General features: G+C 65.9%; 16 protein-coding genes and 1 tRNA gene. 8 read left to right on the top strand and 9 right to left on the bottom strand.

Annotation, left to right across the window (positions count from 1 at the left end; translation table 11 throughout):
* The first annotated feature begins 23 nt into the window (after nucleotides 1-23).
* Nucleotides 24-224: a hypothetical protein gene (locus tag ACZLZQ_RS11365; protein ID WP_472932835.1), complete on the top strand. Its 201-nt coding sequence runs from the start codon at nucleotides 24-26 to the stop codon at nucleotides 222-224.
* Nucleotides 225-324: 100 nt separating this feature from the next.
* Here the strand turns inward: ACZLZQ_RS11365 and ACZLZQ_RS11360 are convergent, their stop codons facing one another.
* On the bottom strand, nucleotides 325-654 hold the full coding sequence (locus tag ACZLZQ_RS11360) for a hypothetical protein (RefSeq protein ID WP_472949456.1): 330 nt from the start codon (nucleotides 652-654) through the stop codon (nucleotides 325-327).
* 226 nt (nucleotides 655-880) lie between these two features.
* Nucleotides 881-1168, bottom strand: coding sequence for a hypothetical protein (locus tag ACZLZQ_RS11355; protein WP_472932839.1), 288 nt, complete (start codon nucleotides 1166-1168; stop codon nucleotides 881-883).
* A gap of 186 nt (nucleotides 1169-1354) precedes the next feature.
* On the opposite strand from ACZLZQ_RS11355, the gene ACZLZQ_RS11350 reads away from it, so the two are divergent.
* Nucleotides 1355-2017, top strand: coding sequence for a helix-turn-helix domain-containing protein (locus ACZLZQ_RS11350; RefSeq protein ID WP_472949455.1), 663 nt, complete (start codon nucleotides 1355-1357; stop codon nucleotides 2015-2017).
* Nucleotides 2018-2126: 109 nt separating this feature from the next.
* Here ACZLZQ_RS11350 and ACZLZQ_RS11345 read toward each other — a convergent pair whose 3' ends face one another.
* Entirely contained in the window at nucleotides 2127-2585 is a 459-nt protein-coding gene (locus ACZLZQ_RS11345; RefSeq protein ID WP_472949454.1) for a hypothetical protein, read from the bottom strand.
* Nucleotides 2586-2752: 167 nt separating this feature from the next.
* Nucleotides 2753-3328, bottom strand: coding sequence for a hypothetical protein (locus ACZLZQ_RS11340; RefSeq protein ID WP_472932845.1), 576 nt, complete (start codon nucleotides 3326-3328; stop codon nucleotides 2753-2755).
* 181 nt (nucleotides 3329-3509) lie between these two features.
* Here ACZLZQ_RS11340 and ACZLZQ_RS11335 point away from each other — a divergent pair, with 181 nt between their 5' ends.
* Complete coding sequence (locus ACZLZQ_RS11335) at nucleotides 3510-4193, top strand: CHASE3 domain-containing protein (protein WP_472949453.1); 684 nt, start codon at nucleotides 3510-3512, stop codon at nucleotides 4191-4193.
* 203 nt (nucleotides 4194-4396) lie between these two features.
* Here the strand turns inward: ACZLZQ_RS11335 and ACZLZQ_RS11330 are convergent, their stop codons facing one another.
* Both ACZLZQ_RS11330 and ACZLZQ_RS11325 read right to left on the bottom strand, forming a co-directional pair.
* Nucleotides 4397-5794 (bottom strand): sensor histidine kinase, encoded by a 1398-nt coding sequence (locus tag ACZLZQ_RS11330; protein ID WP_472949452.1) that lies wholly within the window; start codon nucleotides 5792-5794, stop codon nucleotides 4397-4399.
* On the bottom strand, nucleotides 5791-6456 hold the full coding sequence (locus ACZLZQ_RS11325; protein WP_472949451.1) for a response regulator: 666 nt from the start codon (nucleotides 6454-6456) through the stop codon (nucleotides 5791-5793). Before ACZLZQ_RS11325 ends, ACZLZQ_RS11330 begins: the two co-directional genes overlap by 4 nt.
* Nucleotides 6457-6803: 347 nt before the next feature.
* Between ACZLZQ_RS11325 and ACZLZQ_RS11320 the strand changes: the two genes are divergently transcribed.
* From ACZLZQ_RS11320 to ACZLZQ_RS11310, 3 genes are read left to right on the top strand one after another with little or no spacing between them, the layout of a single operon-like run.
* On the top strand, nucleotides 6804-7538 hold the full coding sequence (locus ACZLZQ_RS11320) for a glycosyltransferase family 2 protein (RefSeq protein ID WP_472949450.1): 735 nt from the start codon (nucleotides 6804-6806) through the stop codon (nucleotides 7536-7538).
* Nucleotides 7535-7816: a lipid-A-disaccharide synthase N-terminal domain-containing protein gene (locus ACZLZQ_RS11315; protein ID WP_472949449.1), complete on the top strand. Its 282-nt coding sequence runs from the start codon at nucleotides 7535-7537 to the stop codon at nucleotides 7814-7816. Before ACZLZQ_RS11320 ends, ACZLZQ_RS11315 begins: the two co-directional genes overlap by 4 nt.
* The gene (locus ACZLZQ_RS11310) at nucleotides 7813-9255 is read left to right on the top strand and encodes an ArnT family glycosyltransferase (RefSeq protein ID WP_472949448.1); all 1443 of its coding nucleotides are present in this window, start codon (nucleotides 7813-7815) and stop codon (nucleotides 9253-9255) included. The genes ACZLZQ_RS11315 and ACZLZQ_RS11310 overlap by 4 nt, the downstream gene beginning before the upstream one ends.
* 89 nt (nucleotides 9256-9344) lie before the next feature.
* Here ACZLZQ_RS11310 and ACZLZQ_RS11305 read toward each other — a convergent pair whose 3' ends face one another.
* Entirely contained in the window at nucleotides 9345-10100 is a 756-nt protein-coding gene (locus ACZLZQ_RS11305) for a methyltransferase domain-containing protein (RefSeq protein ID WP_472949447.1), read from the bottom strand.
* Nucleotides 10097-11170, bottom strand: a complete 1074-nt coding sequence (locus ACZLZQ_RS11300) for a type III polyketide synthase (RefSeq protein ID WP_472949446.1) — start codon at nucleotides 11168-11170, stop codon at nucleotides 10097-10099. Before ACZLZQ_RS11300 ends, ACZLZQ_RS11305 begins: the two co-directional genes overlap by 4 nt.
* Nucleotides 11171-11544: 374 nt before the next feature.
* On the opposite strand from ACZLZQ_RS11300, the gene ACZLZQ_RS11295 reads away from it, so the two are divergent.
* Together ACZLZQ_RS11295 and ACZLZQ_RS11290 are read left to right on the top strand one after the other, a co-directional pair.
* Nucleotides 11545-13410 (top strand): methyl-accepting chemotaxis protein, encoded by a 1866-nt coding sequence (locus ACZLZQ_RS11295; RefSeq protein WP_472949445.1) that lies wholly within the window; start codon nucleotides 11545-11547, stop codon nucleotides 13408-13410.
* Nucleotides 13411-13634: 224 nt separating this feature from the next.
* Nucleotides 13635-13711, top strand: a tRNA-Ile gene (locus ACZLZQ_RS11290).
* Between the two features lie 330 nt (nucleotides 13712-14041).
* Here ACZLZQ_RS11290 and ACZLZQ_RS11285 read toward each other — a convergent pair.
* Entirely contained in the window at nucleotides 14042-14773 is a 732-nt protein-coding gene (locus ACZLZQ_RS11285) for a hypothetical protein (protein ID WP_472949444.1), read from the bottom strand.
* Nucleotides 14774-14916: the final 143 nt, after the last annotated feature.

Raw genomic sequence — 14916 nt, 5'->3', positions numbered from 1 at the left:
ACAAGCAGAAGGAGAGATCCCCCATGCCCACCATCCGCTGGAATGACATCGGCTTTACCGAGAAGACGGGCGAGATCGCCTATAACGACATGATCCTGGCCGTCGAACCCAATCAGATCGCGCGCTGGAAAGATGATCCGGAGGGCCGCTTCGCGCTTTCCGTGCAGGCTGCAGCCGATGGTCGGAAGCGCGCGGCGCTGTCAAAGTTCTATCCTAGCCTCTGAGCTCATTCGCCCCGGCCTCCCCCGCCGAGGTAAACAAAAGCCCGCGCGAAGCGGGCTTTTGTCGTTCAGAGTCACAGCCGGTCGACGGGCCGGAGCAAGTTTAGTTCAGGCGGATCACGACCCCATTGCCGCGGTGATGGCGACGGTCGTAACGACGCTCGCGATCATAACGCGAATAGCGGCTGTGCCGACGGCCATCATAGTACCGATCGCGATAATAGCGGCGCTCGGCGCGGTGATGCCGGCGCTCCGCGCCGTGATATCTGCGCTCGGCGCGGTGATGACGACGCTCGGCCCGATCGCTGCGGTAACCGTCTCGGACCATGACTACATCCGACTGCGAAAAGCCCTGCGCCGTCGCAGGGGCGGCCGTGAAGCCGGCGGTGACGATGGCCACGGCCATCGCGACAGACTTGAATGACATACGCATGCAATCCTCCCAATGATGCCGAAGAACACGCCGGGTTTGCTAAGGTTCCCCCGAGCAGTGGGACTGGTGCACGCCGGACCCGAGGCTGTTGCCCACTGCTGCGGGATCAGCCGGCCGCGGGCGCCAAAGCGTTGCGGCAATCGTGACCCTTCGCTAGATCGGCGATAGACCCTGCAGGATCGACAGAGATAGAGCGCGCGTGTGCCTCCGTCAGGAGGGATAGCGCCTAGCGCTGTTCCTCCAGCCTTACGCGAAGACCATCGGCGAACAGCCGCAGCGCAGCCTGAACGTCGGCGAGATGCCGTTCCTCTCCCTCATAGCCCGCGCGCGGCGCCCGCTCGATCGAGGTGGCAAGGGCAATCACCTCCTCCTCCGCCTCGACGGGAAAGATTTCCCGCTGTGTCGCTCGCTCGGCATAGAGCGCTTTCAGGAGAAGATCCTGCGCCTGCGCCTGGCTCTGCAGCTTCATGATGGCGCCGGCCATGAACTTGAGGGCGGTCTCGCTGGCGGACATAACGATCTTTCCGGAAGAGGCTTGTCGGGTGCGGCCACGAACGGCCGTCGGAGGGCCTGAAATGGGCCGGCACACCGCGGGAAGCAAGCACCGATGCGGAAGCCGCGCTCCGTGCTGTGGTTGCGTCCGGCGACGCCGGTCTCCATCCTTGCGCGGAAGTGGACCTGAACCAACAAGCGAGACGGAATGATCGACGAGACCACAGCGGCCGGCCAGACCGGAGAAGCGGGCGAAGCGGACCTTGCCACCGGATCGAGCGCGCCGCGCACCGAGCACCGCAACCTCGAGCGGGCACTCGGCGCCCATGTCCGGCGACTGCGCCGGCAGAAGGACCTGTCGATCGCCGACCTGTCGGCGACCGCCGGCATCTCCAGTGGCATGCTGTCGAAGATCGAGAACGGCCAGATTTCGCCCTCGCTCTCGACACTGCAGTCGATCGCCTCGGCGCTCGCGGTGCAGATGTCGACCCTGTTCACCGAGTTCGAAGAGCAGCGCGACTGCTCCTACGTGAAGGCGAACCAAGGCGTCGTCATCGATCGCCGCGGCACCAAAGCCGGGCATGTCTATCGCCTGCTCGGACACGGGCTGCGCACCGATGTGGTGGTCGAGCCCTATCTCATCGAGCTGCACGAAGATGCGATGCCCTACACCAACTTCCAGCATGCGGGCACCGAGTTCATCTTCATGCTGACCGGACGGGTCGATTACCGGCACGGCGAGCGGACCTATGAACTTTCACCGGGCGACGCCATGCTCTTCGACTCCGCCTCCCTGCATGGACCGGAGAAGCTGATCGAGCTTCCGTCGACCTACTTGTCGATCATCGTCTACAGCCGCGAGCAGACCTAGCCGCGCCCGATGATGCACCCATTCGGCAAAGCTCGAACTGAGCAGCGCCGAAAACGCAAGAAATCCCGGCGGCTTTGCAGCCGCCGGGATCCATCAGGTTAGACGGGGGTCAGGGTGTCAGCGTGGTGCCGTCCTCAGTGCCCGGCACCGGCGGGGCCGGCGGCGCCATCCCGCCTGCAGGGGCCATCGGAGCTGGCGGTGCGGGGGGCATCGTGAGGTTCGGCAGCTTGTCGAGGATCGGCTTGGCTGCGTCGAGGCAAGCACGCAGCGCCTCGTCGCCGCACTCGATCCGGATGCCGGTATCGCGGCCCATGCGGATGTCGATACCCTTCATCATCGGCGGCGGCGCAGGCGGTCCACGGCGACCGTCGGGACGCGGGCCCTTGCCGGGAGGCGGCGGGGGCATGTCGCCTGGCATCGGTGCCATTTCGCCACCGGGAGGCGGCGGCGGAGCAGCCTGGTCCATGGGGGCATTCGCGCCGCCGGGAGCCGGGGGCGGCGCCGGCTGGGCGGCGGCAAACGATGTCAGGCCGACCGCGAAGGCGGTCGCAAGCAGGGCTTGTTTCATCATTAGTTTTAAGCCTTTAAGAGAATGAATTCCGGATTGGAGAAGAGCCGATCGGCCGTCACAGTTCCGGAACGATTGCGGAAAAAATTCTCGTCTTTGTCCGTCCGGGTGACGGCCTTGCGGCCGCCGTTCCGTCGAACCTCTGGGGAGGAAAACCGGCCGCTGGCTCAGTTGTCCTCGATGGGGCCGCCCTCGAGGGGCGCAGGATCACGCGGGCCATGCTTGTGACCGGGGCCATGGCCCGGGCCACGCGGCGGCGGAGTCAGTTCGTCGATGCGCTGGTCGGCATGGCGGATGGCATAGGCATGCAGCGACCCGTCGTCGAAGCGGCCCTGCACCGTGATGTTCTCGCCGACCTCAACGAGTTTGGCGCCCTCGCCGGCCGGACCGGTCTCGACCAAAGCGCGGGCGGCGCCGTCGGTGATGACGAACTTGTTGCCGTAGATCTCGGCGACCTTGCCCTCGATGCCGACGGCGGAAGTATCGGTGAGCGCGGCGATGGCGGTCGGGGCGAGAGCGGTGTCAAAGGATGCCTCCTGGCCGCGCACTGCGCTCCAGGCAGCGGCACCGCCGGCCGCACCGACGGCGAGGAGAACGAGGGCACTCACGCCGAGAAGCGCATTGCGCGAGCGGGAGCCGGCCAGGCGGGAGCGCTTTGCGGTCGCCTTCGTGCCGGCAGCAGTCGTGCCGTTGTGGGTGCCGGCAGGGGTCTGCGGGGTGGAGGGCTGGTCTTGGTCGGTCATGTCGTCACCTCTGTGATTGCGATGACCCTTTCTAGCGACCCCCTGCCCACGGCAGCCTGAACCGGCCCGTTCAGTTTCGGTTCAGCCCGCTCCGACAGCGCGTCTTGCGGGCGGGGCCTTTGCGGGCGATACGGCCCCGGCGTAGACTGGTGAACGGTAGATCTCGAAGGACATGACCGGCATGAAGGAACTCTGGGGGCGCGTCAGACAGCGTTATCTGTCGGTTCCGACCCTCCTTCGCCTGATCCCGATTAGCGTGGTCCTCGTCACCGGCATCGTCGCGACGGGCTGGACGCACCGCCTGCTGAACGACCAGCGGGACCTTGTCGTCCACACCCACGAGGTGATCGAGACCACCAAGGACGTCCTGATCGGACTGGACGACGCCGAGACGGGACAGCGCGGCTATCTCCTCAGCGGCGACCGGCGCTACCTGGATCCCTACGACAAGGCGCTGGAGAGGCTGACCGGCATGCGGGCGACGCTGGCGAGCCAGGTCTCCGACAATACCGACCAGGGCGCCCGGCTCACCCGCCTGGGGGTGCTGATCGACACCAAGCTCTCGGAACTGCAGGACTCGATCGCCTTGCACGACCGCGAAGGCTTCGACAGCGCCAGGGCGCGCGAGATCCAGATGATGGAACGCGCGACGATGGACCGGATTCGCCACGAGATCGGCCTGCTGACCGAAAGCGAGAAGGCGCTGCTGAAGGTGCGCGACGCCAATGTCGAGACGGACGAGAATCGCGTCCGCTGGGTAGCGATCCTCATCGCGATCGGCTCGTTCCTGACCCGTGCCGCAGTCGAAATGTACCTTACCCGCAAGGGTCTCGACGTCCGCACCGAGCCGCTCGACGGGGTATAGTCGGCAAGGGGTTTGCATTTCCGGCGCACCTTCGCTGGGACCTTGACGCGTTGCCGCCAATACCAAAAACGGTGGGCGGGCTAATAGCCAAGGTAGAATATTTAGGTTGTCCGGGCTTTCCGCAAACCCGCCGTTGGTGCTCCGGCGAGCAAACCCGCCCGTAACTTAGGAAACCGGCTGAAACGCGAAATGGCGGGCGGATATCACCCCAAGGTGCCCGGCAGCGCGAGACTGGCCGAGAAACCGCCGAGCGTCGCGCGGCCAACCGTCAGCGCGCCGCCGTAGAGCTCTGCCAGCTCGCGGGTGATCGGCAAGCCGAAGCCGTGGCCGGGCGTCAGCTCGTCGAGCCGCCGCCCCGGGCGCAGCGCCTCGGGCATTTCGTCGGGCTCAAGGCCCGGGCCGTCGTCTTCGACGAGAATGACGATAAGCGGCCCCGCGGCTTCGCAACGGACCGAGACAGATGCGCTTGCCCATTTGCAGGCATTGTCGAGGAGGTTGCCCAGCATCTCGTCGAGATCCTGTGGCTCGACGGCGGCGACGGCCGACGGCGGGATTGCCGTCTCGATCGCCAGCCGGCGTTCCGCGTGGATACGCTGTAGCACGTCGACGAGGTCCCCGACATGCGCGCCGACCGGCGTCGCGGCGCGTGCGGCACCGCCGATGGCGGCGACACGGGCCCGGGCGAGATGATGACGAATCCGCTGGTCCATCGCCTCGACAAGCGCGCTGGCCTCGCCGCCGGGATCGCGCCCGGGCGTGCGAAGCGTCATCGCGAGTTCGGCCAAAGGCGTCTTCAGCCCATGTGCCAGATTGGCGACGTGCCGGCGCGCGCGGGTGAGGCTTTCGGCGCCATCGTCGATCAGCCGGTTCAGCTCGGCCGCCAGCGGTGCCACCTCACGCGGCTGCGCTGACGGGACGTGCGCCCGCCGGCCGGAGCGCACATCTTCCAGCGACCGGCGCAGCCGCTCGAGCGGCGCGAGGCCGGTCCGGACCTGCACCACGGTCGCCAATAGAAGCACGAAACCGAGGAAGAGCATCGAGGCGAGCAATGGCAGCAGCGCGTCGCGCAGCGGATCGTAGATCGCCCGCATCGGTGCCGTCACCACAATGGTCAGTTCCTCGCCGGCGATGGTGACGGAAAAGCTCCTGACATGGAGCGAAGGAAGGCGGTCCGCCCGGTCTGGCCCGTGAGGCCGCGCGTTTGCGTCATCGTCCACGTCGTCCAGCGGCGGCGGCGGCGGCGCCGGCCCGTCGAGAGGGCGGAAATCCGAAACCGCCTCGCGGTCGGTTCGGCTGGAATCGGCGATCGGCCCACGCGGCCCCTCGACGCGCCAGGTCCATCCCGACCGTGGCCGATCGAAGGGCGGCGCGTCGAAGCGCGGCAGCATCGCGCCCGCCCCCGTCGGCGTGCCGTCGCTCGCCCGCAATGCGGCGGCGATGGCGAAGGCCTGCGCATCCAGTCGCTGGTCGATCTGGCCGACGACGAAGCGTGACAGGAGAATGCCCATCACCAGGCTGACGAGCGCGATGGCGCCGAGCGTCGAAACACCCGCCACCGCCAGCAGGCGCCCGGACAGCGAGGAGGGCAGCCGCAGCCTCATGCCGTGGGCTCGGCCAGGCGATAGCCGTGGCCGCGGACGGTCTCGATGAGGTCGGCGCCGATCTTGCGCCGCAGCCGCGCGACGATGACCTCGACAGAGTTGGAATCGACCTCGGCATCGCCGTCATAGACCCGTTCCATGAGGTCCGGCCGCGAGACGACGTGGCCCTTGCGCAGCGCCAGACACGACAGGACTCGCCATTCGAGGCCGGTCAGCCGCAGCGGCAGACCGTCGAGGTCGAAGCTGCCGAGCTGGGCATCGAAACCGAGCGGGCCGCATTCGATCCGGGTCTCGGCATGGCCGTTCGCCCGCCGCACCAGCGCGCGCAGGCGCATCACCAGTTCCTCGTTGCGGAATGGCTTCATCAGATAGTCGTCGGCGCCCGCCTTGAACCCCTCGACCTTTTCCGACCAGCCGTCGCGGGCGGTGAGGATCAGCACCGGATGACGGCGTCCCCGCTTTCGCCATTCCTTCAACACCTCGATTCCCGGCACCAGCGGCAGGCCGAGATCGAGCACCGCCACGTCATAGGCGCCGGTCTCGCCGAGATGCTGCCCGTCCTCACCATTGCCGGCGATGTCGACGGCAAAACCCTCGCGCCGCAGCATGTCGGCGAGCTTTTCCGCCAGCGAGGCGTCGTCTTCGACGAGGAGGACTTTCATGAGAGACGCGCCTTGGGGTTGAAAGCTGTGGTCAGCGGGTGAAACCAGCCGCAATGCTGTAGAACCAAAGGCGCTTACTAGGCCCGGCGGTTGAACCGAAACTGAACGAGACGGGACTGACTCGGTTGCTTGCGGTCTGAAGCAACCGCCTTCACCACCTTTAGCAGACATGGTCCGTTCGCCTGACAGTCGGCGGCGCCGAGAGGCGATCGGCCGCATGGCACCGGAATTACGCATTCGTATAGTTCCAGCAACGTGCTGCGGACCCCAACGCAGTAGAGCCTCGGCCACGGCGCCGCTCCCTTGCGTGACGACACCGGACAGGCCCGTTATTGGCAGGGATGCGCATGCTCTCCATCATCGTTCCCGCGTTCGACGAGGCCGAGAACATCGAGAGCCTGGTGACGGAGATCCTCGCCGCGGCAGAGAATGTTCCGATCACCGAGATCATCTACGTCGACGACGGCAGTACCGACGCCACCGTGGATATTCTGCGGCAGCAGCAGGCGCGCTGCCCTCACCTCCGCATCATCCGGCACGGGCGACGGATGGGCCAGTCGGCCGCCTTCCTCAGCGGAGCGCGGGCGGCGACCACCGAGCTTCTGGTGTTCATGGACGCCGATGGCCAGAACGATCCGCAGGACATCGCCAAGCTTCTGCGCGCGTTTCAGGGAAACCTGCCAGCCGCCGCCGCCGTCCTCGGCCAGCGGGTCGGACGGCGCGACGTCTGGAGCAAGCGCGTCTCGTCCAAGCTCGCCAATCGGCTGCGCCGCGCGATCCTCCACGACAACACCCGCGACACCGGGTGCAGCCTGAAGCTGATCCGGCGCGCCGACTATCTGGCGCTTCCCTATTTCGACCACATGCACCGCTTCCTGCCGGCCATGCTGATGCGCAACGGCGTCGAACTGCGCCATGTCGACGTGTCGCACCGCCCGCGCGCCCGCGGCGTCTCGAAATACGGCTTCCGCAACCGCGCCTTCGTCGGGGCGGTAGACCTCCTCGGCAGCGCCTGGCTGATCCAGCGCGGCCTTCCCCTCGACTATTCCGCGACCGAAATCGGCAAGGGCAGCCCGCTATGACCAAGGAGTATCTCTGGCTCGGCATCGGCCTTCTCGGCCAGAGCCTCTTCTTCATGCGCTTCCTGGTGCAGTGGATCGCCTCCGAGCGGCAGCGCATCAGCGTCGTGCCGCGGGCCTTCTGGTATTTCAGCCTGCTCGGCGGCACGACGCTGCTGGTCTACGCCATCCACCAGCGCGACTTCGTCTTCACCCTCGGCCAGGCGCTCGGCCTCCTGATCTACGGGCGCAACCTCTCCTTCGGGCGCAAGCCGACCGCGATGGCGGGCGACGCCGCGTGACGACGAAGACCGACCGCTTTCTGCCCTACGCCGTCCTCTTCCTGTTCTGCCTCGCCTCGCTCGCCTTCCGGCCGCTCCTGCCGCCTGACGAGACGCGCTATCTCACGGTCTCGTGGGAGATGTTCCTGTCGAGGGACTGGTTCGTCCCGACCCTCAACTTCGCGCCCTACCACCACAAGCCGCCGCTGCTGTTCTGGCTGATCAACGCCGCCTGGGCGCTGTTCGGCGTCGGGCGGCCGGCGGTGGCGGCGGTGATGTTCACCGTCGCGTCGCTGGCAATGCACCTTACCTGGCGGCTCGGCCGTGCGCTGTTCCCAGACCGGGCAGACATTGCCGCGCGCCTGCCCTGGCTGATGCTGGGCAGTGCGCCCTTCCTCATCTATGCCGGCCTGATCCTCTTCGACCTCCTCCTCACCTGCTGCATCCTTGCTGCCGTTCTCGCTTTCCTCGCCTTCGCGCGGGGGCAAGGCCTGCGCTACGCCATCCTCGCTGGCCTGTTCATCGGGCTCGGGGTGCTGGCGAAGGGACCGGTGGTGCTGATCCATCTGGCTTGGCCGGTCGGCTTCTACGCCTTCTGGCGATCGGACGGGGAAACCCTGACGACGGGCGCGTTCCTGCGCGGGGCGGGACTTGCCGTCCTCGCAAGCCTGATCCCCGTCGCCGTCTGGCTCGTTCCGGCGCTGGTGGCGACCGACGGATCCTTCGCCTATGCCCTGATCTGGGAGCAGTCGGCCGGGCGTATCTCCGGCAACATGGAGCAGTCGCACCCGCGGCCGTTCTACTTCTACCTTCTGCTGCTGCCTTTGCTCGGCATCCCCTGGATGCTCCTGCCGGATTTCTGGCGGGGTTTTGCCGCGGCGCGACGCACTCTTCGCAAACACCTCGCAAGCGGCGACCGGGACATCAGGGCGCTGCGGCTGCTGCTCGTCTGGTCGCTCGGCGTCGTCGCCACCTTCAGCCTGATCTCGGGAAAGCAGCCGCATTATCTCGTGCCGCTGCTGCCGCTGGTGGCGATCGCCCTCGCCTACGCCATGGCCAATGCCCCGCTGAAGGATATCCGCCGCGGTGCCGTGATCACCGCCGCCGTGCTCCTCGTCGCGCAAGGGGTCGCCGCCAGCCTGTTCTTCCCGAAATTCGACCTGTCAGCCGTCGCCGCCTTCATCGCCGACAGGCCGGAGGCGAGTTTTGGCTACAGCGGCACCTATTCCGGCGAGTTCGGCTATCTCGCGCGCCTGCACAGGCCGATAGAGGTGGTCGACCGCGCCGCCGCGCCCGGCTGGCTCGCCGCCCATCCCGGCGGCTTCCTCATCCACTACGACCGCCACTTGAGCCAGCCGGCGGACGGGGAGGTGCTGGCGATCCCCTACCGCGACGGACGGTTGACGATCGTCGCGGCCGGAGCGCCCTCCTCCGCCTTGCCAAGCACGAACGAGAACTGATCGCGCGCGGATTTCTTCGGCCGTCGTCCTTTGGCCGCCTTGTGCGCCCCTTCGGATGCACCACGCTCTTTGCTAAAATTCTGCTGCCGTCAGCGAACGGGTCGCGCCACGTCTTCATCACCCGGGCTGACGGTGAAGACATGGGTGAACAGGCCCCGTCGACGCTCCTCGAGCCGAGCCGCGGGCACTGCCGGCCAGAGTGCGGAAATCTCCCGCCCGCGAAAACCGGCGCGGACGCTCGCCGGCGCGTCGTTGCGCGTCACGTCGTTGGCGCCGACGACCCGCAGCATGCTCGAGGCGAGAAGCGGAAACCGCGCACGCAAAGGTTCGGTGGCGACGAAGACCGGCGCCCGCCGGGCCAGCCCGTGCAGCAGGCGAGAAAGCGGCGCATCCTCGAAATGATGCAGGAACAGATTGGTCGAGATGGCGTCGAAGGGTCCGCCCTCGGCGCCGTCGCCGCGCGGACGGTCGAGCCATTCAAAAATGTCGGCGGTGACGACCTTCAGGCGCCAGCCGAGCGCTTCAAAGCCGCGGTTGCACGCCTCGGCGACGAGGTCCTGACGGTCGAGCAGCGTCACCTCGACGCCCGGCCAGTCGCGCGCCAGCTTGCGCGCGACCCGCAGCATGAACGTGCCATCGCCCGAGCCGATCTCCAGCAGCCGTTTCGGCGGGTGCTGCACATTGGCCCGAAGGAGGCCGGCGGTGATGCCGGGCTGGCCCATCAGGATGTTCACCCGGCGAAGGTCGCCGCGCGAGGCGATGGCGCGGGGATCGTTCTCGGCGAGATGATCGAGGATCTCGTCCTCCACCTGCCGCGTCGCGAGACCCTTCTTTTCCCCGCTCATCCGACCGCCTCGAACAGCATCGTCTCGGCGGTCAGGCCCGGCCCGAAAGCCATGCCGCATCCCTTGCTGCCGGCGGACGCGCTCGCCAGCATCTTCTCCAAAACGAACATTACAGTCGCCGACGACATGTTGCCGTTGTCGCGCAGCACATTGCGGGAGGGGTCGAGCGCGGTAGCCGGCAGATCGAGGGCGCGCTCTACCGCATCCAGCACGGAGCGCCCGCCGGGATGCACGGCCCAGAGATCGATCTCGTCCGTCGGGACATCGCCGATGACCTCGGCGCGCTGATCGCCGAGCGTGCGCTGGATCGCCGTCGGAACCTGGCCCGACAGCACCATGTCGAAGCCGTCGTCGCGCACGCTCCACGTCATCAGGTCGCGGCTTTCGGCCGCGAGAAGCGCCCGGAAACTGTCGAGCCGGAAACCCGCGGGGTCGGCGCTGACAAGCGAGGCCGCGCAACCGTCGCCCCAGAGGCAGAAGGACAGGAGACGCTCGAGATCCGTGGTCTCCTTGAGATGCAGCGTGCAGAGCTCGATGTTGACGACGAGCACGCGGGCGGCAGGTTCGGACCGGACGATGTGGCGCGCCACCTTCAAGGCGTTGATCGCGGCGTAGCAGCCCATGAAGCCGATCATCGTCCGCTCGACGGAAGCGCTGAGGCCGCAGCGCGCGACGATCTCGAGATCGATGCCCGGCGCTGAGAAACCGGTGCAGCTGGTGACGACGAGGTGGGTGATGCCGGCGCGCTCCGAGGCCGGCAGCAACTTCTCCACCGCCTGCTGCGCCAGCGCCGGCGCATGCTGCTCGAAGAGGTCCATGCGCCGCCCGGTGCCCGGGAAGCTGCCGCGGGCATAGACGCCTTCCGCATCGACCGACGGGCCTTGCGGATCGTCGGTCGGAATGAGGCAGGAATAGCGGTGCTCGATGCCGCCCTTGTCGGCCATGCGCCGGAACACGGCTTGCCGGCGCGGATCGCCGTCGAGCTGAGCGGTGGCGAAATCGAGGAAATAGCGATGGACTTCATGGGCGGGAACGGCGGTCGCCGTCCGGTTCAGATAGGCGGTTTGCAAAGGCGTCTCGATCCGAATGAGTCTGCAGGGCCCAAACGTTGGAGATGACGCCCGGTCGCATGCCAATCGCTAAGTTACCGATATGTATAGCAGCGTCCACCAGGCGTTTAGAGGCATCGCCAGGCGACGGGCACGCGGCGCAGAACCGACGGCGCAATCAACGGAGGCACATACCCATCTCCCGGCAGTAAAGCGCCTTAGTTCCATCACGCTTTCGTTTGGCACTCACTGAATATCTTCCGGATTCTTTTAAGTCGGCCTTATGAATAGGGGGCTACTGGCTCTGGCCAACGGGGCGGCTGATCGCCCTTTTCCTTTATGGCGGTGGCAAAATGGCATTACGGGTCGGGCAGACACTTTACGCATTTTCTCTGGTGGTGAGTCTGGGCATCGGCGTCGCCGGCACGATCGGCGCCTATCAGCTGAACGAACTGAAAGTCGGTGGTCCCGTCTACGAACAGGTGGTCGACGGCAAGGATCTGCTCGCCGACATAATGCCGCCGCCGGCCTTCCTGATCGAAGCCTATCTCGACCTCGCCCTTAGCCATGAGGGCGCGACCTCTGTCGACGCGACCCAGGCAGAACTCGCCCGACTGAAGACGGCCTATGACGAGAGACTCGCCCATTGGCGGAACTCGGCGCTTCCCGCCGACATCAAGGCCGCGCTTGAAGAAGCGGGCCGCCCGGCCCAGCAATTCTGGTCGATGCTCGACACCGCCTACCTACCGGCAGCGCGCAGCGGGAACGCGGCGGCCGAGCAGAAGGTCTACGCCGACCTGCAAGGGCTCTACGCCGAGCACCGCAAGGGCATCGACGCGCTCGTCGCCGCGGCGGTGCAGCTGAACGGAACGCTGGAGGACGGTTCGCGGGCCCGCGCTTTCGGCGCCACCCTTTGGCAGCTGGGCTCGGTCGCGCTGGCGCTGACCGTGCTGCTTCTCGGCGTGCTCGCCCTCCGCCGCCGGGTCATCGCGCCGCTGGTGGCCGTGACGTCTGCGATGCGCGCACTCGCCGGCGGACGGCTCGAGGCCGAAATCCCCGCGACCGGCCGGGACGACGAGATCGGCGCGATGACGAATGCGCTGACGGTGTTCCGCACCGCCGAAACCGAGCGCCGGGCGCTCGCGGCACAGACCGAGACGCAGCGCGCCGAGGCAGACGCCGAGCGCGACCGGCGGGCCTTGGCCGACCAGGCGCGGACCGACGAGCTGAAGGCCTTCGTCCTCGACATCGACCAGGGCTTTGCCGCGCTGTCTTCCGGCGACTTGACCGCCCGGATGACGAAAGCCGTCGCGCCGGAATTCGAGCCGATCCGCGAGAAGTTCAACGGCACCGTCGAGACGCTCGACCAGACGATCGGCGCGGTGGTCAAGGCGTCCGGCACGATCCGCACCGGCCTGCACGAGATCTCCGTCGCCTCGAACGACCTCGCGACCCGCACCGAACAGCAAGCCGCGAGCCTCGAGGAGACGGTCGCCGCGCTCAGCGAAGTCACCGGCACCATCAACGAGACGGCTGCCGGCGCCCGCCATGCGCAGGCCGCCGCCGAAACGACGCAGAAGACCGCCGAGCGGGGCAGCGACGTCGTCGGCCGCGCCGTCATCGCCATGACCGACATCCAGAAGTCCTCCGACGAGATCGGCAAGATCATCGGCGTCATCGACGAGATCGCCTTCCAGACCAACCTCCTCGCGCTCAACGCCGGGGTCGAGGCGGCCCGGGCCGGCGAGGCAGGCCGCGGCTTTGCGGTGGTGGCGCAGGAAGTGCGCGGCCTTGCCCAGAGATCGGCCGAGGCGGCAAAGCAGATCAAGGAACTGATCTCGACCTCGAAAGGCCAGGTCGTCCAGGGCGTCTCCCTCGTCACGACCTCGGGCGAGTCGCTGTCGGAAATCATGGAACAGGTGGTGCGGATGAACGATCTCGTCTCGCAGATCGCGGCGCGCGCCGCCGAGCAGGCGGTCAGCCTGCGCGAGGTTTCGGTCGCCGCCGACCAGATGGACAAGGTGACCCAGCAGAACGCCGCCATGGTCGAGGAGACCACGGCCGCCGCGGAAAGCCTGACCAGCGAGACCGAGGAACTCGCCGGCCTCGTCGAGCGCTTCCGGACCGCCGGCGGCGGCACAAGGGCCGCCCGACCGACCGCCGTGCGCACCCCCGCCGCCCGCACCGTCACGCAGCTGCGCACCGTCGGCCAAGGCGGCGCCGCCCCGAAGCACAGCGCCGACGAATGGGCCGAGTTCTGAACCGCGACGCCCGCCCCTGATGCCGAGCCGGGCGAGCCGATAAACGGCGGGCAAGCTGATCCCTGCAGGGCGGGATGATACCCGCCGGACGGACCGGTGTCCGTCCCGCCCGGCCACCGCCAGCCGCCACGCTCCGCCGCCTTTCGCACTCCGACACCGGAATCCGGCGATCCCGCCGGCTCCCCTTGAGACCGCCTGAACTTTCCGCTACGCCACTGACAGGCGGGCCTGTAGCTCAATTGGTTAGAGCCGGCGGCTCATAACCGCTTGGTTGGGGGTTCGAGTCCCTCCGGGCCTACCAATTTTCAACGAGATCAAATTGCTAGCATACCCGGTTAGCCATCCATGTTCCGCTGATGTTCATGGTGCTTTGGCGAACCCTTCTCAGCTAAGGGAGTGGTTAGGTTCGCCTGTCGCTCGGGCATCTGGCCTACTCACCGACACGATTCGCGCAGGTGTGGTGCGGGTGGAGGATGTAATATCCTATATATTTTACAATGACTTGCATAAAAGTACGGGGAAACTAGCCCCGTTGAAACACATAAGCAATTTTGCGGCTGCCCCGCACCGAAAGTAGGGTTCGCTCAGGCGAAGCTGCATAGCGAAATGATCATAAGGGACTGTAGCGCGTTCAGGTCAGTAAGACCGTGGCAAGATACCCGAATGCAGTTGTGCCGATTGAACCCAAAGCCCAATAGAGCAATGTCCTCCGCGTTTGAAAGACCCGCTCCCCCTTCCCTATCGCTACCGTGAATCTGGGCATCAGCCAGTCTTTACATTTTTTACCAAGATACAGTATGGGCATGGATAGAGCCATCCCAGTTACGGCCATGTTAAACTTAGCCGTAATGGCCTCTGTGGGTGACAGTAAAGGCGAATGACTTACAACGAATGTTCCTAAAACATTCCACCCAATTAGACTTCCCATCGCCACAAATGTTGACGCCCACGCACCATCATATATCCGGTAAATGGGATCATATGCAGTTCGAGCAGATTTAAACTCTTGAGCAAGAGCCGCGCCAGTTCCGTGAACCTCAAGCCCCTCGCCGGTCACTTCGGCACTGAGCTTTCCTTCGTTCACAAAGTCACGGAGGTGGATACTGATGCGTCTCTTTTCTTGGGCGCCTATCTCGGACGAGGAGTAAATATGGATCCAAGTGGCTAGGTTAGACCTGAATATTGACAGGCTAAGGATTACATCTTCGCTTCGGTCTTCATAGATGGCGCCGTTATCGAAGGTGACGGAAATGCTGCAATAGCTCCCTGTGAAATCACGTGCGATCTTGACCACTTCTCGAAGCAGGAAGGCATCAACCCGAAATGCGCCTACATAATCGATCGGATGTGTATTTGTCGGCACACGCAACTCCATATTGATCGTGCCAGCTCTAGCTCCCAGCCGCCCGGAATACTAGCCAGTTAAATTTGCACCTTGTTCAGGCGGTAGCAGCACCGACGCTGTCCGGCCCTCCGGGCCTACCAGTTTCTATCGCGACTGAAGTT

The sequence above is a fragment of the Mesocryomonas lacus genome (genome assembly GCF_055730105.2).
The sequence above is the reverse complement of the archived record's forward strand: the minus strand, read 5'-3'. Positions and strand labels throughout refer to the sequence as shown.

What these genes read in the sequence shown, in the direction of transcription:
- ACZLZQ_RS11365 (WP_472932835.1), top strand. Translation starts at nt 24, where the DNA reads ATGCCCACCATCCGCTGGAATGACATCGGCTTTACCGAGAAGACGGGC.
- ACZLZQ_RS11360 (WP_472949456.1), bottom strand. Translation starts at nt 654, where the DNA reads ATGCGTATGTCATTCAAGTCTGTCGCGATGGCCGTGGCCATCGTCACC.
- ACZLZQ_RS11355 (WP_472932839.1), bottom strand. Translation starts at nt 1,168, where the DNA reads ATGTCCGCCAGCGAGACCGCCCTCAAGTTCATGGCCGGCGCCATCATG.
- ACZLZQ_RS11350 (WP_472949455.1), top strand. Translation starts at nt 1,355, where the DNA reads ATGATCGACGAGACCACAGCGGCCGGCCAGACCGGAGAAGCGGGCGAA.
- ACZLZQ_RS11345 (WP_472949454.1), bottom strand. Translation starts at nt 2,585, where the DNA reads ATGAAACAAGCCCTGCTTGCGACCGCCTTCGCGGTCGGCCTGACATCG.
- ACZLZQ_RS11340 (WP_472932845.1), bottom strand. Translation starts at nt 3,328, where the DNA reads ATGACCGACCAAGACCAGCCCTCCACCCCGCAGACCCCTGCCGGCACC.
- ACZLZQ_RS11335 (WP_472949453.1), top strand. Translation starts at nt 3,510, where the DNA reads ATGAAGGAACTCTGGGGGCGCGTCAGACAGCGTTATCTGTCGGTTCCG.
- ACZLZQ_RS11330 (WP_472949452.1), bottom strand. Translation starts at nt 5,794, where the DNA reads ATGAGGCTGCGGCTGCCCTCCTCGCTGTCCGGGCGCCTGCTGGCGGTG.
- ACZLZQ_RS11325 (WP_472949451.1), bottom strand. Translation starts at nt 6,456, where the DNA reads ATGAAAGTCCTCCTCGTCGAAGACGACGCCTCGCTGGCGGAAAAGCTC.
- ACZLZQ_RS11320 (WP_472949450.1), top strand. Translation starts at nt 6,804, where the DNA reads ATGCTCTCCATCATCGTTCCCGCGTTCGACGAGGCCGAGAACATCGAG.
- ACZLZQ_RS11315 (WP_472949449.1), top strand. Translation starts at nt 7,535, where the DNA reads ATGACCAAGGAGTATCTCTGGCTCGGCATCGGCCTTCTCGGCCAGAGC.
- ACZLZQ_RS11305 (WP_472949447.1), bottom strand. Translation starts at nt 10,100, where the DNA reads ATGAGCGGGGAAAAGAAGGGTCTCGCGACGCGGCAGGTGGAGGACGAG.